The sequence below is a fragment of the Pectobacterium wasabiae CFBP 3304 genome (genome assembly GCF_001742185.1).
GTDB lineage: Bacteria > Pseudomonadota > Gammaproteobacteria > Enterobacterales > Enterobacteriaceae > Pectobacterium > Pectobacterium wasabiae.
Genome location: NZ_CP015750.1, coordinates 4,976,785 through 4,997,001 on the forward strand (window position 1 = coordinate 4,976,785; position 20,217 = coordinate 4,997,001).

A 20,217-nucleotide genomic window follows, 5' to 3' on the forward strand; every position below is an offset into this window, starting at 1 on the left:
ATGTAAAAAGCAAGAATCGTTGTAATATCGCCGGGCAGACACAACACCCCAATAACAGATTCGGGTGAGGGCTTGGTGTATTCAGGGAAAGCACCAGCCATCACGCGGCAATAATATTGTGTTGTCTGAATCAATTCATCAACATGAGGTTTATATGCAAAGGCAGAAGTTACTTGTACAGATAGTCTTGGCTATCGTCCTGGGAATATTAATCGGATGGGCCTGCCATCAATATCTTGATGGCAGTCGAGCAAAAGAAGTTGCATCTTATTTCAACATGGTTACCGATATTTTCCTGCGTTTGATTAAAATGATCATCGCGCCACTGGTCTTCGCTACGCTGGTTTCTGGCCTGGCAAGCATGGGAGGAAACTCTTCTGCCGTTGGCCGTATCGGTATGAAAGCCATGATCTGGTTTGTCAGCGCATCATTCATTTCCCTGCTGATCGGCATGCTCTTCGCTAACCTGTTCCAACCGGGGGCAGGCATGAATCTCGACATCCCTGCACAACAGGTTGCAACTGGCCTGAATACGGATGGATTTACGCTCAAGAGCTTCATCAGCCATATCTTCCCGAAAAGTATCGTAGAAGCGATGGCGAACAATGAAATCCTACAAATTCTGGTTTTCTCTCTGTTCTTCGGCTCCGCGCTTGCCTATGTAAAAGGCAAAAACAAACACGCGACCACGATCATTTCCATGATCGAAGAACTGACCAAAGTGATGTTCCGCGTGACCGACTACGTGATGGCGCTGGCACCGATTGCGGTGTTTGCCGCAATCGCTTCCGCGATTACCACACAAGGCCTGGGACTGCTTTACGACTTTGGTAAACTGATCGGTGAGTTCTACCTTGGTCTGGCCGTGCTGTGGGGCGTGCTGTTCCTAGTTGGTTACCTGTTCCTGGGCAAAGCCATTGTGACATTGGCGAAGCTGATTCGTGAACCGACCATGCTGGCTTTCGCTACCGCGAGTAGTGAGTCCGCTTACCCGAAAACCATGGAAGCACTGACCAAATTCGGCGTACCGAAAAAAGTCACCAGCTTTGTGCTGCCGCTGGGCTATTCGTTCAACCTTGATGGTTCAATGATGTACCAGTCCTTTGCAATTCTGTTTATCGCACAGGCTTACAACATCGACCTGAGCCTTACCCAGCAAATCCTGATCCTGCTGACATTGATGATCACCAGTAAAGGAATGGCGGGCGTGGCGCGTGCTTCTATCGTGGTGGTTGCGGCAACACTGCCAATGTTCAGCCTGCCGGAAGCCGGTATTCTGCTGATTATCGGTATCGACCAGTTCCTGGATATGGGTCGTACTGCAACTAACGTCATCGGTAACAGTATCTCTACTGCCGTTGTGGCCAGTCTGGAAAAAGACATCCACGACGACGATGAGGAAGACGCTACCGACGAAGTCGTCGCCTATCAGGAACCTCAGCAAGCGACACAAAATAGCTAATGCTGAGCGAGTGAATGATCTATAGCGGCCTGCGGGCCGCTATTTTTTTATCTCACGGTCTATTATCGCGTATCGCGACGTTTATAACCCGGACGTCGATGACAGCCCTTTCATGTAGCGCCAAAACTTCTCGGAAGCGACATTCAGACGCGCATCAAGCCGATACAGATAAACACCCATGCGGATCACCGCATTTTCCATGTTCAGGATCGCCAACTCTTTATTTTTCAGCTCTTCCTGAATGGAATAGTCCGGTAGCCAGGCAATGCCATAGCCTTTCTTGGTCATACGCTTGAGCAAGTCGCTCATGGAGGAAACAAAATTGACCGTAAACTTATCGCTGTCAACGCTGGATAAGTAACGGCTGACCTGACGCCCCATGTAGCTTGTCTCGGTATAGTTGAGCAGTGGCACCGATGAGGCACTCACATCAAACAGCGGCTTCCCTGCACTGTCGCACGCGCAGACCGGATAAAGCCGGGATTCCAGTATCTTCTCATGCATAAAGGGCTCCCCCATCAGATCCTCATTGTAAAACGAAAAAATGAAGTCGCTACGCCCTTCTTTAAGATTCAGCACCGCTTCATCTACATCGATCGATTCAACATAGAAGATTTTCTCCTGCGGGTCCGGCACGTCTTTTAACAACTCCGGCATGATAAACACCGACAGCGAATGCGCTGCCGCAATGGTGATCTTATTTTTGTAATTATCCCCGCCGTGCAGCTTATTAAGCTGATACTCTAAATCGTCCAATGTATTGCGGATATAAGCGTGGAACACGCGCCCCTGCTCGGTTAATTGCAATGGCAGTGCGCTGCGGTCAAAAATATCAAACCCGACGGCCGCTTCCAGCGCCTGAATGCGCCGACTGAATGAAGATTGAGAGATATTCCGCTTCTCGGCAGCCAGCGTAAAACTCCTGTGTTCTTCCAACATGATAAAGTCATAGAGCCACTTGGTTTCGATATTGTTTAGCATCACCCCTCACTCAAAACGCTCAGCGTCATGTTTTCGTCCCCGCCCCCCACGCTTTACATCATCAACAACGATTCTTTCTATGGCACGCCGTTAAACCCAGTAAAAGCATAGGGATGCCAATAGTTATGCAAATCATACATAGCAGATGGGAATTTAGCAATTCACATTGCCCGCCAGTGTGCGATTATCCTTTTAATTTCATAATGCTACAGGGTTAACAGCATGAACAGTCTCGTGGGAATTCTGGGTGGTATGGGGCCGGGTGCCACCGTCGATGCGATGCAAAAACTGATCAAAAACACGCCAGCGTATCGGGATCAAGACCACATTCCAATGATTGCGGTTTCTATTCCTGATATCCCTGACAGAACACAGTGCATCCTCCAGCACAGCGCGTCACCGCTGGACAAAATGCTGCAATATATGAAAATTCTCGAAAATGCAGGCGCTGAATGCATCATTATTCCGTGCAATACCGCACATTATTGGTTCAATGAATTAAAACAACAGTGCCGCGCGGAAATGATCAGCATTATAGATGTGACCTGTCAGGCAATTAGGAACGCTAATACTACACGCGTCGGCTTATTAGCGACGACGGCAACAGTGACAGCGAGAATTTATCAGGACAACCTAATAAACGATGATATTGAGTGCTACACGCCGGATGAAGCTGACCAACACCAGGTAATGGAAAGTATCTATGCCTATAAATCCGGTAATATTGCTGGGGCCTATAGCATGCTGTCACCGGTAAAAGATCGCCTGTTGCAGGCTGGCGTCGAAAAAATTATTTTGGGTTGTACAGAACTTCCACTGATTCTGGAGCAGGAAGTCAAAACCACCCCGCAATACTATGTCGATGCCACAGAAGAATTAATTAAGAAAACGGTCGAGTGGTATTTCACCCACAGCCCAAGAAATAATATCGCCGCTTAAGTAGGTGGTTACTTCAATTAACCGATTAAAATAAATATGCCACTCGAATTGATATGTTCACCGAGTGGCATATTACACATACTCAATATTTAATAAACTTCAACTACTAATAAATAACGTTCAATGATTATGATGGAAACTTGAGCGCACTATTTTGTGCTCCCGCATTAGAAACCACCCAAGATTTAGCCGCCGCAGTGGTCATCAAACTGTATGAATAGTTAGATGATGCCGTCCATTTAGCCGCAGGTGATTTACTTGCTACCGCTGCCGGTGAACTGCCATTATCCGTAAAGGTTGAACCGTTGCCTTTATCATCAACCATGCCTTTCTTTTCTGCACCGGAGCCAAATACGTTGCGCTCAGAAAGTACATTGGCATTCTGTGCGACCGTAAAGGCCAGATTGAATTTATTGACGTAGTTGTTGAAGACATGGAAATAACCATAACGCATCAGGCCGGGTGCACGAACCTGAATATTTTCGTAATAGTTGTGGCAGATGGTCAAACGTGGGTAGCCATTGTAGGCACTATTATTGTCATCTGCCGGGTGGCCGAAAATACAACCATACTTATGGTTTGAGAATAAGCAGTTACTGATCGTGACGTAGTCTGCTTTCTCACCGATATAAATCAGTTTATCAAGGCTACCATCACTATCACTCCACGTATGCCCCGGCCATGAGCAGTGATCCACCCAATAACCTTTACCGTAGTTCAAATACAGTTGGATATCGTCATTATCCTTGATGGAAACATCATGTTTAAAAACCAGATTCTGGAAAATGACGTTAGCTGAATTACTGTCAGCACGTAGGTGGATATTAGTCAGTACATTAGCCCCGCCAAAAGAACCGACAATGGTTTTATTGCTGCCAAATACCACTTTGGTCAACGCTGATGCTTTTAGTGATGCGCCAAGCACCACGATGGTTTTTGTGGAACCGCTCACAGCAGACTTAAAATCGGACAGAGAATTTACCGTAACAACTTTACCGCCCGTCCCTCCGGTAACATTCGCCGCTTTTGCAAAACCAATAATTCCAGTAAGATTTGTTGTTGGATAAGCCATAAATATCCCTCTTTACAATTAGTGAATAGTAATGTCTTACGATGCATTATTTAATCGATGACAAATAACACACCGCCGACAATTAAAGAGTGTATATAAGGGATTTCACTAAGCTTATTAATCGAGTTTAATAAAAAAACAACCTTGCGAATAATTAAATAACCAATTAATACGCTGCCATTCCTTTAGTAAAAACAGCAGCGCAAAAATGCGTATTACCAACCTTTTACTGCACCACCGTTAAAAATACGGTCTGCCGCCTGCTCAACCTCATCAGATTGATAGGCTTTAATAAATTTATTCACGTTCTCCGCTTCTTTATTATCCTCGCGGGTCACAATGATATTCACATACGGAGATTCTTTACCTTCAATAAAAATGCCGTCTTTGGTTGGCGTTAAGCCCGTTTGCTGAATATAGGTTGTACTGATGATCGCCACCGTCACTTTCGGATCGTCTAACAAACGCGGTAACTGTGCACCTTCCACCTCCATAATACGCAGGTTATGCGTATTGGTTGTGATATCCAGCACCGTCGGCAACAGCCCCGTATCCGGCTTCAGAGTAATTAATCCGGTTTTTTCCAGTAATAACAGCGCTCGTCCCAGATTAGTAGGATCGAAAGGAATCGCGATGGTATCGCCGTCTTTCAGATCGTTGATATTCTTTATCTTCTTCGAATAACCCGCCATAGGGAAAACGAAGGTATTCCCTACCGCCACCAGCTTATAACCGTGTTCACGATTTTGCTGTTCCAGAAAAGGGCGGTGTTGAAATACATTTGCGTCCAGATCGCGTTTATCCGTCGCCTCATTCGGCAATAGCGAACCGCTAAACCCAACCAGCTCGACATCCAAATTATATTTTTCTTTGGCTACTTTCTTCGCGACGTCAGCAACATCCTGCTCCGCGCCATTAATCACACCGACTTTAATATGATTGGCAGAGTTACCTGCATTATCACACGCAGTCAACGCCATTGCCGCGCTGACGACTCCCGCCACCAGCGTTATACGCCATTTTTTCATCATTCTGTTTCACCTGATACCTTAAATACATCGATTTCTAACTACACGGATTTAAGGAGAAAAACAGTATGTCCCTCGATTCAATGAGTCAAATAACTCCGCGTTCTATCAATATGCCTTTCATCATTCGGCCAAATCAGTGTGGTGATATCTGTTAAGCCGATTCCATTTTAATTATCTGCTATTGCTCGCCTTTGCATTCCCCCGCATTATGACACTTTGATGACTTTAGATGCACACGGCGAAACCATGATTAATGTGGCTTTGGTTGACGATCACATCGTTGTACGGTCTGGATTTGCACAGCTTCTGACACTAGAGAATGACATTCAGGTCGTGGGGCAATATGCTTCGGCGGCGCAGGCGTGGCCGCATTTACTCAAACAGCCGATTGACGTTGCCGTGATTGATATTGCCATGCCGGATGAAAGTGGCCTGTCGTTATTAAACCGCCTACGCCAACAGCGCCCCAATTTTCGCGCCATTATTCTGAGCATCTATGACACCACTGCATTTGTACAAAGCGCGTTGGATGCGGGCGCGGGCGGCTACCTCACGAAGCGCTGCGGCCCGGAAGAATTAGTGCAAGCGGTTCGCGTAGTCAGTAGCGGTGGCCTTTATCTGTGTGCCGATGCCCTGCACGCCATTCGCCATCAGCAGCAGCCACCGAAGGAACTGCTGGCGCTGACCCCACGCGAACGGGAAATATTCAGCCTGCTAATCAACGGAGTTAGTGTGAAAAGCATCGCCGAACAGCTCGAACTTAGCCATAAGACGGTCCACGTTCACCGCGCTAATATTCTCAGTAAATTACAGTGTGAATCCACAGTAGAACTGGTGCATTTTGCGCTGCAACACCAATTGCTGGCTGGGAAATAGCCAATGCGCCGCCTGCACGTCATCGGTATGACGCTGTTTCTGGCCTTTTTCTACAGCCTGATTTGGCTGGCGCTATGGACCATCAGTTTCTATTTAAGCAATAACGGCCAGCAGGCGGCGCTACTGTTACCGCAAGGGTTGCGATTGGCGTTGATGATTTTGCTGCCGCGCAAATACTGGCCGACCTTGCTGCTTGCGGAAATCGCTATACAGAGTTGGCTTATCAGCGAGCAGCTCATGACGCACTCGCTGCTACTGTTTTCCCCCTTTCTGAGCCTGATTCCAGCCATCATCACGCATAAAATCTGGCATCGCTATACGCTCTATTGGCAACGACTGCTGCTGTTGCTGGCAGCGTTGACGCTTAACACCATTCTGCACGGCATTGCTATCGGCCCCTGGTTACCCTCGCAACTGACACAAACGCTGCTGGCTACGTTTACCGGCGGTGTCCTGCTGATTCCGTTCATCTATTTATTGTACGAATACATCAAGCAGCAGCACTTGCAGACGTTGCTGGCACAGGAGATCCCCGATCCACCGCTGCGTACCTCGCTGCTGATTTGGTGCTCGCTGTTTTTTTCTATCGGCGTTTGCCTGCAAATGGCGTTCACACCCGAGATGGAACGCCTGCTGCTGATCTTCGTTTTTCTGCCCAATGTGGTGATGGCGTATAAATTCGGTTGGCAAGGTGGCGTACTGTCCGCCGTACTCGGCAGCCTGATGATTGCCGTCACTCGCCAGGTGAGCGGAGCCTTTGATGACCTGCTGGAGCTAGAGCTGTTTCTCTCTACGCAGGCGCTACTCGGCATTGGATTGGGGATCGCTATCAGCCGTCAGCAACAGTTGGCACAGCGTCTTCAGCGCTACCGCCAGCAGTTGGAAAAAGAGCTAAAAACCCGCCGCCAGCTGATGGAACGCATCATTCATACCGAAGAAGCCGTGCGCAAAGATATCGCGCGCGAGCTGCATGATGATATCGGTCAAAACATCACCGCGATTCAAATTCAGGCCATGCTGGTGAAACACAGCGCGCCAGCCGAGGCAGCACAACATGCCGCCGGACAAATCAGCGAGCTGTCACGGCGAATCCACCACACTACACGCCAACTGTTGCGCCAGTTGCGACCTCCAGTGCTGGATGAAATGGTGCTGGATAAAGCGCTGCATCATCTGGCGGATGAATTCGCCTTTGCGGCTCGCGGCATCCAGTTCCAATTAGATTATCAGCTTCCCACGCCCCCTCATGATGACGTGGTGATTTTCACGCTTTACCGGCTGGTGCAGGAACTGCTCAACAACATCAACAAGCACGCCAGCGCCACGCAGATTACCATTCGCCTCAGCCAACAGGATGACATGATTACACTCGACGTCATTGATAACGGCGTGGGCATCACACAGAAAGACAGTGCACATCCAACAAGCGGCGGCTTCGGCCTGCGAGGCATTGAAGAACGCGTGCAGGCGCTGGGCGGAAACTGGCTGGTGAAAGCCGTCGTCAACGAGGCATCCACCACGCCGCGCGGCACGCACATAATTGTTAACCTGCCCACAAAATTTAAACAAAAAGACGACTAATTAGGAATTTTTCCTAGTCATCTAAAACCTTGTCTCATCCTTTTTCATTCGCATCCTCCTACTCTTCTCTCAACGCGACGGAGAACCCCATGCAGGCACCCATGTTTCCAAAGGGACAGCTTTCACCAGCACAAATCAGTCAGCGCTATCGCTACTGGCGACCGCGGTTGTTGATTTCCATGGTCATCGGGTATGCCACGTTTTACCTGACGCGTAAAAGTATCAACTTCGTCATGCCGGTGATGCAGTTGGAATTAGGGTTAAGCAAAGGCGATATCGGTCTGCTGGGGACGCTGTTTTATCTCTGTTATGGCGCGTCCAAATTTATCTCCGGCATCGTGTGCGATCGCACTCAGGTACGCTGGTTTATGGGCGTCGGGCTGATGATTACTGGTGTGCTGAACATTCTGTTCATGTACTGCCAGTCGCTCACTGGTTTGCTAATTGTCTGGGCGCTGAACGGTTTCTTTCAAGGTTGGGGTTGGCCTCCCTGCGCCAGACTGCTGAGTAGTTGGTATTCGCGCAATGAGCGCGGCCTCTGGTGGGGATGCTGGAATACATCGATCAACATCGGCGGTGCAGCAGTTCCTTTACTGGCGGGCTATCTGGCCTCCGAATGGGGCTGGCAAGCGGCGCTGCTGGTGCCAGGCATTATCGGGATTGTGATCGGCCTGTGGCTGTGTTGGCAGTTGTGCGACAAACCGCAACAGCAGGGATTACCCAGCGTCGGCCAATGGCGGCGCGATGCGTTGGAGCTTCGTCAGGAGCAGCAGAGTCCACCGATGCCGATGCGTCAGATTCTGCGTGATGCGATTCTGCGCAACCGCACCATCTGGCTGCTCGGGTTCTCCTACATTCTGGTGTACCTGATTCGCATAGCACTGAATGACTGGGGAAATATCTGGCTGTCCGAAAGCCACGGCTTCAACCTGCTCAGCGCGAACGCCACGCTATCGCTGTTTGAACTGGGCGGATTGCTGGGGGCACTGTTTGCCGGTTGGGGATCGGATTTGCTGTTTCGTGGTCAACGCGCACCGATGATTTTGCTGTTTGCACTCGGACTGTTTTTAACTATGACCGCGCTGTGGCTGGCACCAATTCACCACTATTCGCTACTCGCGGCCTGTTTCTTCAGTATCGGTTTTTTTGTTTTTGGACCACAGATGTTGATTGGTCTGGCTGCGACGGAATACAGCCATAAGGATGCAGCAGGCACGGTGACAGGCTTTCTGGCGTTGTTTGCCTACTTGGGAGCAGCACTGGCGGGCTGGCCGCTAGCACAGGTGCTGCAACACTATGGATGGTCGGGATTTTTTACTCTGCTGGCGTTGGCCTCAGCCTGTATCGGACTGTTATTGATGCCGCTGCTGATGGCAGGTATCAGCCGCCGGGAAAGCTTGATGACATCAAAACAGCAATAACAATCGATAACTATACCCTAAATAATTCGAGTTTCAGGAAGGCGGCGACACAGCGAATCCCCAGGAGCTTACTCAGGTAAGTGACTGGGGTGAGCGAGGAAAGCCAACGCACATGCAACTTGAAGTATGACGGGGATATACTAAGGAAAACATCATGAAACTGACTACCTTAACTACCCTCATCGCCGCTGGACTGACCGTTGCTGCTGTCACCACCACCACTGCTCGGGCCGAAGGGCGCTTAGTAGTTTACTGTGGTGCTACTAACACCTTTTGCGAGGAAGAAACTAAAGCTTTCAGCGAAAAATACAGCGTCAAAGTATCATTCCTCCGTAACAGTGCGGGCAGCACGCTGGCAAAAATCGATGCGGAGAGAAAGAACCCACAGGCTGATGTCTGGTACGGCGGCACGCTGGACCCACAATCTCAGGCCGGCGAAATGGAATTACTGGAGCCGTATCAGTCTAAAAACCTTGAGCAGATCATGCCGCAGTTCCGCGATCCTGCCAAACGTAAAGGCAACTACTCATCGGCCATTTATGTCGGCATCCTTGGTTTTGGCGTTAACACCGACCGCTTGAAAGAGAAAAATCTACCCGTGCCACAGTGCTGGAAAGATCTAACCAATCCGGTCTACAAAGGCGAAATCCAGATTGCCGATCCACAAAGTTCCGGCACAGCCTATACCGCGCTGGCAACGTTCTCCCAGCTTTGGGGCCAGGATCAGGCCTTTGATTACCTGAAGAAACTGAACACCAACGTGTCGCAATACACTAAGTCCGGTATTGCCCCGGCACGCAACGCCGCGCGCGGTGAAACCGCCATCGGCATCGGCTTCCTGCATGACTACTCGCTGGAGAAAGAGAAAGGCGCACCGCTGGCACTGATCTCCCCGTGTGAAGGGACTGGCTATGAAATTGGCGGCGTCAGCATCCTGAAAGGCGCGCGCAATATGGATAACGCCAAACTGTTCGTTGACTGGGCGCTATCGAAAGAAGCACAGGAACTCTCCTGGAAGAAAGGCCAATCCTACCAGATCCTGACTAACACCACTGCCGAAGCGTCCCCGCTGTCGCTGAAATTGCAGGATCTGAAACTGATCAACTACGACATGGACAAATACGGCGCGGCAGACGTGCGTAAAGAGCTGATTTCCAAGTGGGTTAACGAAGTCAAAATGGGCCAATAATCTCGATTGATTGTCCTTGATTGATTGCAAAAACAACGGGAACACGGCGATACCGCATTTCGCTTAACGCCGTGTTCTCAGCATCGCTGATTGACCATGACTCAATATTATTCACCAACCAATACCTGTGACGATTCAATCTTATAAAACAACGCTATAAAGCACCAGGGAACCTTATGTCACACACACTCACTCTCTCACCGACGCCTAAACGGGATCCCGTTTTTCTGTGGCTGGCGCTGATTGCAGCAACCTTTTTGCTGCTGCCAGCATGGAGTCTGGACTACGGTCTGCTCAATGCCTCACGCGATGAATTGCTGGCGGCCTACAGTTGGTCTAGCCTGAATATCAGCCTGCTTTGGTTTCTACTGCCGTTAGGATTACTGGCGCGTCCACTACTTACTCCCAGCCGGGAACAGCGTAGTCGCCACCGTTTTGATGCGGCTTATGCCCTGTTCTGCACTCTTTTTGTGGTCATCAGTGCGACCATTGAAGGTCGCGGAATGGGCTATGGCTCTATTGGACTGTTTGTTGCGCTGAGTGCAATTATTACGCTGGCGCTCTCGCGGCTTGACTGGCTGGGTGGCGATCGCTTCGTCATCGGCTCACTCATCAGCATCATTGCGCTGATTAGCGTATTTATTCTTTACCCAAGTATCGCCATCTTCATCCCGATGTTCACCAATGACAGCGGTGAATTCGCGCCGTTGGCATTTATGCAGGTTCTAAGCCAAGCACACATTCTACGGGTGATCTGGAACTCATTCCTGCTGTCGGTTGCCGTCGGGATCGGCTGTACTTTCTTCGGTATGGTGCTGGCAATTTACACCTCGCGTATTGCCCGCCGCTCTGCGATTATCGGCCGTATCTTCTCCATTCTGCCTATCGTTACACCACCGTTTGTCGTCGGGTTAGGCGTAACGCTGATGATGGGCCGCTCCGGCTATGTTACCGAGCTGATGACGGCTTGGTTCGGCCTGACGAATACCAACTGGCTGTACGGCTTTACCGGTATCTGGCTGGCGCAGGTGCTCGCCTTCACGCCGATGTCGTTTATGATTCTCGAAGGCGCGATGAAGACGATTCATCCGTCGCTGGAAGAAGCGTCTTACACGTTGCGTGCCAACCGCTATCAAACCTTTCAGCGGGTTTTCCTGCCTCTACTGAAACCGGCGCTGGCTAACTCGTTCCTGATCGTGATCGTCCAGTCGCTGGCCGACTTCAGTAACCCGCTGGTGCTGGGCGGCAACTTCGACGTCCTCGCTACCCAGATTTACTTCTACATTACTGGGGCACAGTTGGATTACCAGTCGGCCAGTACGCTCGGCGTTGTTCTGCTGCTGTTCTCACTGGCGGTATTCTGCGTGCAATATCTGTGGATCGGTAAACGCTCCTACGTCACTATTTCCGGCAAATCCTCCCGGGGCGATGTACAGCCGCTGCCCGTTTCGCTGGTATGGATCGTCAGCATCCTGCTTTATGTCTGGATTGCCTTTAACGTCCTGCTGTACGGCAGCATTTTCTACGGCAGCTTTACCGTTAACTGGGGCGTGGATTACACCCTGACCCTGGCAAACTTCAGCAAACTGTTCGGACAAGGTTTTAGCGACGGCGCCTGGCCTTCCCTGCTGGATACACTGCTGTTCGCAGGTATCGCTGCACCGATTACGGCACTGTTTGGACTACTCATCGCCTACATCGTGGTGCGCCAACAGTTCTACGGCAAGAAAGCCATCGAGTTCACCACCATGCTGTGCTTTGCGGTGCCGGGCACCGTTGCCGGTGTGTCTTACATCCTGGCCTTTAACAGCGCGCCGGTTTACTTAACGGGCACGGCGGTGATTGTCATCATGTCGATGGTGATGCGTAACGTGCCGGTTGGTATCCGGGCGGGTATTGCCGGATTGGGACAGTTGGATAAATCACTGGACGAAGCATCACTCAGCCTACGTGCAGGTTCGATGCGCACGGTGTTTTATATCCTGCTACCGCTGCTGCGTCCGGCCATTTTGTCTGCGCTGATTTACAGCTTCGTACGTGCGATTACCACCGTCAGCGCCATTATCTTCCTGGTTACACCGGATACTCGCGTCGCCACGTCTTACATTCTTAACCGCGTGGAAGACGGTGAATACGGTATGGCGATTGCCTACGGTTCCATCCTGATTGTGGTCATGCTGGCCATTATTTTCCTGTTCGATTATCTGGTCGGTGAAGCGCGGATTTCCCGCACGAAAGCCAAGAATAATGCCTAAGCGGAGTGATTACCTTGAATACTGAAAAAAGCTTTGTCGAACTGAAGCACATCACTAAACGCTTCGGCAACAACACCGTCATTGATGATTTGAATCTGGCGATCCCACAGGGAAAAATGGTCACGCTGCTGGGGCCGTCTGGCTGCGGTAAAACCACGGTACTGCGAGCCGTTGCCGGTCTGGAAAAACCGACAGAAGGCCAGATTTTCATCGACGGCGAAGACGTCACCGAGCGCTCGATTCAGCAGCGCGATATTTGTATGGTGTTCCAGTCTTACGCCCTCTTCCCACATATGTCGCTGGGCGAAAACATCGGCTACGGGCTAAAAATGCTCGGTCGGCCGAAGGCTGAAATCAATCAGCGCGTGAAAGAAGCGCTGGCGCTGGTCGATCTGGAAGGGTTTGAAGATCGCTACGTCGACCAAATTTCCGGCGGACAGCAGCAGCGTGTCGCTCTGGCGCGTGCGCTGATCCTCAAGCCTAAAGTCCTACTGTTCGATGAGCCACTGAGTAACCTGGACGCCAACCTGCGCCGCAGTATGCGTGAAAAAATCCGCGAACTTCAGCAGCAGTTCAACATCACTTCTCTGTACGTCACGCACGACCAGAGCGAAGCCTTTGCGGTGTCCGACATGGTTCTGGTGATGAATAAAGGAAAAATCATGCAGTTAGGTGCGCCGCAGGAGCTCTACCGCCAACCAGCTTCCCGCTTCATGGCCAGCTTTATGGGGGATGCCAACATCTTCCCCGCCACCTTCACGGCAGACAGTGTGAATATTTACGGCTACCTTATCCCGCGCCCACAGGGATTTGCAGCAGGATTGAACGAATCGACCGTCGGTATTCGCCCGGAAGCGATTACGCTCAGCCATCAAGGTGACGAAAGCCAGCGCTGCACCATCACGCAGGTCGCCTACATGGGACCACAGTACGAAGTACAGGTGGACTGGCACGGTCAATCGATGCTGTTGCAGGTTAACGCCACCCAGCTTCAGCCGAATCCGGGCGACAGCTACTACCTGCAAATCCACCCTTACGGCATGTTTGTGCTATCCGAACAGTAAACGTCGGCCACACGACCGGGAGCACTCGCTCCCGGTTTTACTTTTGACACACTTCAGCTTTGGCACACTTTCATTTTAACCAGCGTCAATTAACCGAAATACACACATCGATTACGGATTCCCTGCACGATTTGTTATGATAATGCCCTCTAACGCACGGAATGGCCGCTATGAAGCAGAAAACCATCACATTAAACGATGTCGCAGAATATGCTGGGGTTTCCTATCAGACGGTTTCCCGCGTGCTGAATCAGGCGCCCCACGTTTCATCCCGAACTCGCAGTAAAGTGGAACAGGCGATGGCGGCGCTGAATTACACACCTAACCGCGTCGCACAGCAGCTAGCAGGGAAACCATCACTACGCTGGGGCTGGTAACCACCGATCTTTCACTGCACGCTCCTTCACAAATTGCCGCCGCGATTAAGAGCACCGCCAGCCAGTTGGGGATCAACATCGTGATGTCCATGCTGAGCAGTTCGGATGTCAACACCTGCAATAACGCCGTTAACGACCTGCTTTCTCAGCGGGTTAGTGGCGTCATCGTGAATGTTCCGCTATCAACGGATGAAATCGCCCACATTAGCCAAACCTGTGCTGATACGCCGGTGCTGTTTATGGATGCCGATCCCCATACCGACATCCTCAATGTTATGTTCGATCCCGATCACGGCGCACGTTTGGCAATCACCCATCTGCTGCAATTTGGGCACCAACATACCGCCCTGTTAACTGGGCCAATGACTTCGATTTCCGCCCGCCTACGTTATGAAGGTTGGTTAACCGAGTTAGAGAAACAACAGTTGTCCCCCGTCTCAGTACTGCACGTTGATTGGAGCGCCGCTTCTGGTTATCACCAGACGCTAGCCCTACTGGGACAATCCCTGCGCGTATCCGCCATTGTTGTGGAGAACGATCAAATGGCACTTGGCGTTTTACGCGCGCTGCACGAATATGGCCTGCGCGTGCCGGAGCAAATGTCGGTGATCGGCTTTGACGATACTCAGGACAGCACTTATTACACCCCACCACTGACGACTATTCGCCATGATTTCAGGTTGTTAGGTAAAGAAGGCGTCACTCGTTTGCTCGCCATGCTGCACGATCCTGCTCATGCTTCGTCACTGCTGTTACCTACCGAACTTATCGTGCGCCATAGCTCCGCCGTGCAGTCATCAGCCCACGCCTCCCTGCAAGAACTAACAAAAAATCTGTTGGACATTACACGTCAGCTCCAAAGACTGTAACCCTTTACACAACAACACCGTTATCACCGCAGCGGCCAAACCATAACAAAAAAAACCTTATAAACAATAAGTTATAATTTCATCCTTGTTGATTTATTGCGCACCGTTTTCCAAATTCGATGTTACCTCATAAATGCTGGCAGATTGATGCACACAGTGTGATGACCGTTGATGTCAACGTTGATGCTGCAACTGTATTGCCGTCACTGGCCAGAGTGGGTTTGAGCTGCCAATTGGCTGGCATCACGTCCCAAGTCAGTTGGGTCGGGCTTGGGCCACATGAAAATTACCCAGACGGCAGATCGCCGCACAGCACGGGCATTGGAGCCTGCCACTAAATAGCTTCGCCAAATAGTAGATCACTTGAAGGGAACTCAGTCCGAGTTATGCGATCTGATCAATCGCCAAATCAAAACAAATCACCAACCGGACTGAGCGATGCCGATCATAGCAGCAATCCCTGATGAAGAACGACGACTAATGCGTAAAGAAGCCCAGCAGACTCGCGATAAAAACCATTCCAGACGACTCATCGCCATACTGATGCTGCATCGGGGAATGACCGTCACCGACGTCGCAAGACTGCTCTGTGCCGCTCGCTCATCCGTCGGAAGATGGATAAATTGGTTTACTTTACATGGCGTTGAAGGATTAAAGAGCCTCAGGTCTGGACGAGAACCACGTTGGCCAGTCGCGGATATCCTGCATATTTTGCCGCTTCTGGTTCAGCGTTCCCCTCAGGACTTTGGCTGGCTGCGTTCCCGCTGGAGCACTGAGTTATTGGCACTTATCGTTAATCGGCTTTTTAATGTAGCGCTTCATCCCGCCACGTTGCACCGCTACCTGAGACGAGCGGGTATTGTCTGGCGCAGAGCCGCACCGACACTGAAAATCAAAGACCCGCACTATGAGGAAAAGCGACTCGCTATCGAACACGCTGTCGCCCGGAAGCAGACAGACCATCCGGTATTCTATCAGGATGAAGTCGATATCGACCTGAACCCGAAAATCGGCGCGGACTGGATGCTCAAAGGACAACAGAAGCGTATTACTACGCCGGGACATAACCAAAAACATTATCTGGCAGGTGCACTGCATTCGGACACGGGGCGAGTCCATTATGTCGGCGGTAACAGCAAGTGCACTGATTTATTTATCAACCTGTTAGAGGCATTACGGCGCACATACCGGCGAGCAAAAACGCTCACGATAGTGGTAGATAACTACATTATCCATAAAAGCCACAAGGTGGAGCGCTGGCTGGAGAAAAATAAGAAGTTCCGGTTGTTGTTCCTGCCAACGTATTCGCCGTGGCTGAATCCAATAGAATTGCTGTGGCTGTCGTTGCACGAAACCATAACGCGTAACCATCAGTGCCGATATATGTGGCAATTGCTGGGTCGGGTAAATCAATTTATGAATGCGGCCTCACCGTTCCCCGGCAATCATCATGGTCTGGCTAAAGTGGAGCGATAATATGCAAAGTTATTTAGATGACCTTCACACGCCCTACATTTTTCCATCGGAGAACGGATTACGTTGCAACACGAGTACGCTGACATATGGGTTATTACCGGAAACTTCCATTTCGGGCTAAGTCGCTACGGACTAACACAACTGATGACATGCACCCACCACCATTTACTCGAAAAGGAAAAAGGCGTTTGGCTTAATCTGGATGGCTTCCACATGGGGATTGGTGGCGATGACTCTTGGAGCCCCAGCGTTCATTATGATGAACTGCTCACAGCAGCGCATTATCACTATCGCGTAGCTATCCAACATCGCTAACCGTATTAATATGAAAAATAGTATTAAAAATAACGAAAGAGCACGGTCACATCATCTCTTTCCATTTTAGTTGTATCCAGCACGTATATATCCGCAGTCAAAATAAACGTTGCGGATATATACCCTAAATAATTCGAGTTGCGTGACAAAACGTTAGCGTTTTGAACAACGCTCTGCGTTGGTCCTTAGGACAAGGTCCATTTATGCCCTTGTTATGCAACACTCGCACGACAAATTGGTTCCTGACCGATTTGAACGCGGCTTGAAGAATGACGGGTATAATGCATATCGGAGAAGACAACATGTACTACTTACATAATAAAAATTTCCGGATATTCGGCCTGTTTTTCTTTTTCTATTTCTTCATCATGAGGGCTTACTTCCCCTTCTTTCCTATTTGGCTTCACGACATTAATAAAATAAGTAAAAGCGACACAGGAATTATTTTCGCCTGTATTTATTTTTTCACCTTACTATTCCAACCTATATTTGGCTTTCTATCCGATAAGTTAGGTCCGAGAAAACATCTACTATGGATTATCACCATAATGTTGGTGTTTTTTGCTCCGTTCTTTATCTATGTTTTTGGCCCGTTGTTAAAATACAATATCGTTTTAGGTTCTATCGTCGGCGGGATTTATCTGGGGTTTATCAACAACGGAGGCGCATCGGCCATTGAGGCCTACATCGAGAAAGTCAGTCGCCGGAGCCAGTTTGAATTTGGCCGTGCGCGCCTGTTCGGCTGTCTCGGTTGGGCGCTCTGCGCATCCATTGTCGGTATCATGTTTACCATCAATAACCAGTTTGTTTTCTGGCTTGGTTCCGGTTGTGCAGTCATCCTCGCCATCCTGCTGTTACTGGTAAAACCAGAGTTCTCCTCCAGCGCCATCGTTGCCGACCAGGTCGGCTCCAACCAGAAACCGTTCAACCTGAAAATGGCAGCCGAACTACTAAAAGAACGTAAAATCTGGTTCTTGACCCTCTATGTCATCGGCGTTTCTTGCGCTTATGATGTGTTCGATCAGCAGTTTGCCAATTTCTTCACCTCATTTTTCGATACTCGACAGGAAAGTAAAGTACGAGGATATTTGGTTATGTCACTACACTGGGTGAATTGCTTAATGCCACAATCATGTTTTTTGCTCCGCTTATTGTGAAACGTATCGGCGGTAAAAACGCGCGTCTCATCGCAGGGACGATTATGTCCGTGCGTATTATTGGCTCCGCCTTTGCCAGTTCCGTGTTGGAAGTGATTGTGCTGAAAACGCTGCACATGTTCGAAGTCCCTTTCCTGATCGTCGGTTGCTTTAAATACATTACCACGGTCTTTGAAGTCCGCTTTTCCGCAACGATTTATCTGGTGTGCTTCTGTTTCTTCAAACAGATATCAATCATTTTCATGTCCATTCTTGCTGGCAATATGTATGACAGCATCGGCTTTCATGGCACTTACCTGGTTTTAGGCAGCATCGCCCTCTCTTTTACAGTGATATCCCTATTCACTCTGTCAGGAAAAGGGACGCTATACACCTTTTCCCATAGACAGAAAGCACCAATAAGACAGCCCTAACGATAGAGAAATACACTGAAATGCCGATATTTGCCAAAAATATCGGCAGATTGCACATTCTCTCACCGAACAGTGCGGTTTTGTGGTTTACGCCTTTGACATGTGTAGCACACGTCGTTATCATGCGCCCCGTTCACACGATTCCTCTGTAGTTCAGTCGGTAGAACGGCGGACTGTTAATCCGTATGTCACTGGTTCGAGTCCAGTCAGAGGAGCCAAATTCTTGTTTTCATGCCTCTTTGCGAATCCTTATGTGATTCAGATTCAATAGGTTAGCGTGAAAAGTCTTCCCGATGCATTTTCAGTTTACCCTCCGCATCGGGAGAATTTGGTGGTCAGATTTGGGGTCAAGTTGGTTCGATGACGGAGTGACCCCCAAATGTCTCTTAACGACTCAAAAATCCGCAACTTAAAACCATCCGTAAAACCCTTCAAAGTTTCTGATTCTCACGGTCTGTACCTGTTGGTTAATCCAGGCGGTTCACGTCTCTGGTATCTCAAATACCGTATCAATAAAAAAGAATCTCGCCTCGGCTTAGGTGCCTATCCTGATGTATCTCTGGCCGACGCTCGTCAACAACGTGACGGTATTCGAAAATTGCTGGCGCAGAATATCAACCCCGCACAACAGCGCGCTGCTGAAAGAACCACTTCCTCACCAGAGAAAACCTTCAAGCATGTGGCATTAGAGTGGCATAAAAGCAACCGCTCATGGTCAGAGAACCATGCCATCCGTCTGCTTGCCAGCATGAATAACCATATCTTCCCGATAATTGGACACCTGCCGGTCACAGAACTAAAAACTCGCCACTTCATCGATCTGCTGAAAGGGATTGAGAATAAAGGTTTGCTGGAAGTGGCGGCACGCACCCGGCAGCATATGTGCAATATCATGCGCCATGCCGTGCATCAGGAGTTGATAGAGCATAATCCGGCGGCCAATCTGGACGGTATCATCGCCCCGCCCATTAAACGCCACTACCCTGCCCTCCCGCTGGAGAAACTACCGGAACTGTTGACTCGCATTGAGGACTACAAGCAAGGGCGAGAATTAACCCGTTTGGCAGTATCACTTACTCTGCACCTGTTCATCCGTTCCAGCGAACTACGTTTCGCCCGTTGGTCTGAGATCGATTTTAGAAACAAAATCTGGACCATTCCGGCTACCCGTGAATCCATTCCTGGTGTGCGTTATTCCGGGCGTGGTGCCAAAATGCGCACGCCACATATCGTCCCCCTCTCTCATCAGTCTATCGCTATTCTGAAACAGATACGGGATATCTCTGGGCATCAGGAACTGATATTCCCCGGTGACCATAATCCGTATAAACCAATGTGCGAAAACACGGTGAATAAAGCTCTGCGCTTGATGGGTTATGACACGAAAGATCAAATCTGCGGCCACGGATTCCGGGCAATGGCCTGTAGTGCCCTGATGGAATCAGGTCTATGGTCACAGGATGCTGTTGAACGTCAGATGAGCCATCAGGAACGCAACAGCGTCCGAGCGGCCTACATCCACAAAGCAGAATATCTCGACGCTCGTAAAGCGATGATGCAATGGTGGTCAGATTATCTGGATACGTGCAGGGAAGCCTATGTGCCACCGTATATCTGGGGGTCAAGGGGATAACATTAAGACGGCATAATCTTGGATATGAGGCCGTATCATTCCATCCGGCCTCATTGAGGATTGTGTATCAGCTAACAACGCCAATAGATGGCGAAACCGCTCCTGA

Annotated in this window: 13 protein-coding genes, 1 tRNA gene and 4 pseudogenes; 15 read left to right on the plus strand and 3 right to left on the minus strand. The window is 49.8% G+C overall.

Annotation, left to right across the window (positions count from 1 at the left end):
* Window positions 1–154 precede the first annotated feature (154 nt).
* On the plus strand, window positions 155–1,462 hold the full coding sequence (locus A7983_RS22620) for a dicarboxylate/amino acid:cation symporter (protein ID WP_005970875.1): 1,308 nt from the start codon (window positions 155–157) through the stop codon (window positions 1,460–1,462).
* Window positions 1,463–1,543: 81 nt separating this feature from the next.
* Here the strand turns inward: A7983_RS22620 and hypT are convergent, their stop codons facing one another.
* Window positions 1,544–2,443: a hypochlorite stress DNA-binding transcriptional regulator HypT gene (hypT, locus tag A7983_RS22625; RefSeq protein ID WP_005970877.1), complete on the minus strand. Its 900-nt coding sequence runs from the start codon at window positions 2,441–2,443 to the stop codon at window positions 1,544–1,546.
* Window positions 2,444–2,665: 222 nt separating this feature from the next.
* On the opposite strand from hypT, the gene cuyB reads away from it, so the two are divergent.
* A complete protein-coding gene (gene cuyB, locus A7983_RS22630; protein ID WP_005970879.1) occupies window positions 2,666–3,382 on the plus strand; it encodes a cysteate racemase in 717 nt (238 codons plus the stop codon).
* A 127-nt stretch (window positions 3,383–3,509) separates the two neighbouring features.
* Here the strand turns inward: cuyB and A7983_RS22635 are convergent, their stop codons facing one another.
* Complete coding sequence (locus A7983_RS22635; RefSeq protein WP_005970881.1) at window positions 3,510–4,454, minus strand: pectate lyase family protein; 945 nt, start codon at window positions 4,452–4,454, stop codon at window positions 3,510–3,512.
* 215 nt (window positions 4,455–4,669) lie between these two features.
* Window positions 4,670–5,485, minus strand: a complete 816-nt coding sequence (locus A7983_RS22640) for a MetQ/NlpA family lipoprotein (protein WP_005970883.1) — start codon at window positions 5,483–5,485, stop codon at window positions 4,670–4,672.
* Window positions 5,486–5,731: 246 nt separating this feature from the next.
* Between A7983_RS22640 and A7983_RS22645 the strand changes: the two genes are divergently transcribed.
* From A7983_RS22645 to A7983_RS22695, 13 genes and pseudogenes are all read left to right on the plus strand, one after another.
* Window positions 5,732–6,361 carry a response regulator transcription factor gene (locus A7983_RS22645; RefSeq protein ID WP_039478703.1) on the plus strand — a complete coding sequence of 210 codons (630 nt, stop codon included), beginning with the start codon at window positions 5,732–5,734 and terminating at the stop codon, window positions 6,359–6,361.
* A gap of 3 nt (window positions 6,362–6,364) precedes the next feature.
* Complete coding sequence (locus A7983_RS22650) at window positions 6,365–7,942, plus strand: MASE1 domain-containing sensor histidine kinase (RefSeq protein WP_005970887.1); 1,578 nt, start codon at window positions 6,365–6,367, stop codon at window positions 7,940–7,942.
* Window positions 7,943–8,031: 89 nt separating this feature from the next.
* Complete coding sequence (gene uhpC, locus A7983_RS22655; RefSeq protein WP_005970889.1) at window positions 8,032–9,363, plus strand: MFS transporter family glucose-6-phosphate receptor UhpC; 1,332 nt, start codon at window positions 8,032–8,034, stop codon at window positions 9,361–9,363.
* Window positions 9,364–9,517: 154 nt separating this feature from the next.
* Window positions 9,518–10,552, plus strand: a complete 1,035-nt coding sequence (locus A7983_RS22660; RefSeq protein ID WP_005970892.1) for an ABC transporter substrate-binding protein — start codon at window positions 9,518–9,520, stop codon at window positions 10,550–10,552.
* Between the two features lie 176 nt (window positions 10,553–10,728).
* Window positions 10,729–12,807 (plus strand): ABC transporter permease, encoded by a 2,079-nt coding sequence (locus tag A7983_RS22665; RefSeq protein WP_005970894.1) that lies wholly within the window; start codon window positions 10,729–10,731, stop codon window positions 12,805–12,807.
* Window positions 12,808–12,812: 5 nt separating this feature from the next.
* Window positions 12,813–13,871 (plus strand): ferric ABC transporter ATP-binding protein, encoded by a 1,059-nt coding sequence (fbpC, locus tag A7983_RS22670; protein WP_039478617.1) that lies wholly within the window; start codon window positions 12,813–12,815, stop codon window positions 13,869–13,871.
* A 170-nt stretch (window positions 13,872–14,041) separates the two neighbouring features.
* Window positions 14,042–15,117: pseudogene (locus A7983_RS22675) on the plus strand (LacI family DNA-binding transcriptional regulator).
* 152 nt (window positions 15,118–15,269) lie between these two features.
* Window positions 15,270–15,454: pseudogene (locus tag A7983_RS23760) on the plus strand (beta-galactosidase small subunit-related protein); the annotation flags it as partial.
* Between the two features lie 101 nt (window positions 15,455–15,555).
* A complete protein-coding gene (locus A7983_RS22680; RefSeq protein ID WP_005968447.1) occupies window positions 15,556–16,593 on the plus strand; it encodes an IS630 family transposase in 1,038 nt (345 codons plus the stop codon).
* Between the two features lie 13 nt (window positions 16,594–16,606).
* Window positions 16,607–16,908, plus strand: a pseudogene (locus tag A7983_RS23765) (beta-galactosidase small subunit-related protein); the annotation flags it as partial.
* 302 nt (window positions 16,909–17,210) lie between these two features.
* Window positions 17,211–18,478, plus strand: a pseudogene (locus A7983_RS22685) (oligosaccharide MFS transporter).
* Between the two features lie 142 nt (window positions 18,479–18,620).
* Window positions 18,621–18,696 (plus strand) — tRNA-Asn (locus A7983_RS22690).
* Window positions 18,697–18,857: 161 nt separating this feature from the next.
* The gene (locus A7983_RS22695; protein WP_039479339.1) at window positions 18,858–20,111 is read left to right on the plus strand and encodes a tyrosine-type recombinase/integrase; all 1,254 of its coding nucleotides are present in this window, start codon (window positions 18,858–18,860) and stop codon (window positions 20,109–20,111) included.
* The last annotated feature ends 106 nt before the right edge of the window (window positions 20,112–20,217 follow it).

Coding starts and splice junctions, on each gene's coding strand:
- A7983_RS22680 (WP_005968447.1), top strand. CDS start 15,556: ATGCCGATCATAGCAGCAATCCCTGATGAAGAACGACGACTAATGCGT.
- A7983_RS22635 (WP_005970881.1), bottom strand. CDS start 4,454: ATGGCTTATCCAACAACAAATCTTACTGGAATTATTGGTTTTGCAAAA.
- A7983_RS22640 (WP_005970883.1), bottom strand. CDS start 5,485: ATGATGAAAAAATGGCGTATAACGCTGGTGGCGGGAGTCGTCAGCGCG.
- A7983_RS22695 (WP_039479339.1), top strand. CDS start 18,858: ATGTCTCTTAACGACTCAAAAATCCGCAACTTAAAACCATCCGTAAAA.
- hypT (WP_005970877.1), bottom strand. CDS start 2,443: ATGCTAAACAATATCGAAACCAAGTGGCTCTATGACTTTATCATGTTG.
- A7983_RS22660 (WP_005970892.1), top strand. CDS start 9,518: ATGAAACTGACTACCTTAACTACCCTCATCGCCGCTGGACTGACCGTT.
- A7983_RS22665 (WP_005970894.1), top strand. CDS start 10,729: ATGTCACACACACTCACTCTCTCACCGACGCCTAAACGGGATCCCGTT.
- cuyB (WP_005970879.1), top strand. CDS start 2,666: ATGAACAGTCTCGTGGGAATTCTGGGTGGTATGGGGCCGGGTGCCACC.
- uhpC (WP_005970889.1), top strand. CDS start 8,032: ATGCAGGCACCCATGTTTCCAAAGGGACAGCTTTCACCAGCACAAATC.
- A7983_RS22620 (WP_005970875.1), top strand. CDS start 155: ATGCAAAGGCAGAAGTTACTTGTACAGATAGTCTTGGCTATCGTCCTG.
- A7983_RS22650 (WP_005970887.1), top strand. CDS start 6,365: ATGCGCCGCCTGCACGTCATCGGTATGACGCTGTTTCTGGCCTTTTTC.
- A7983_RS22645 (WP_039478703.1), top strand. CDS start 5,732: ATGATTAATGTGGCTTTGGTTGACGATCACATCGTTGTACGGTCTGGA.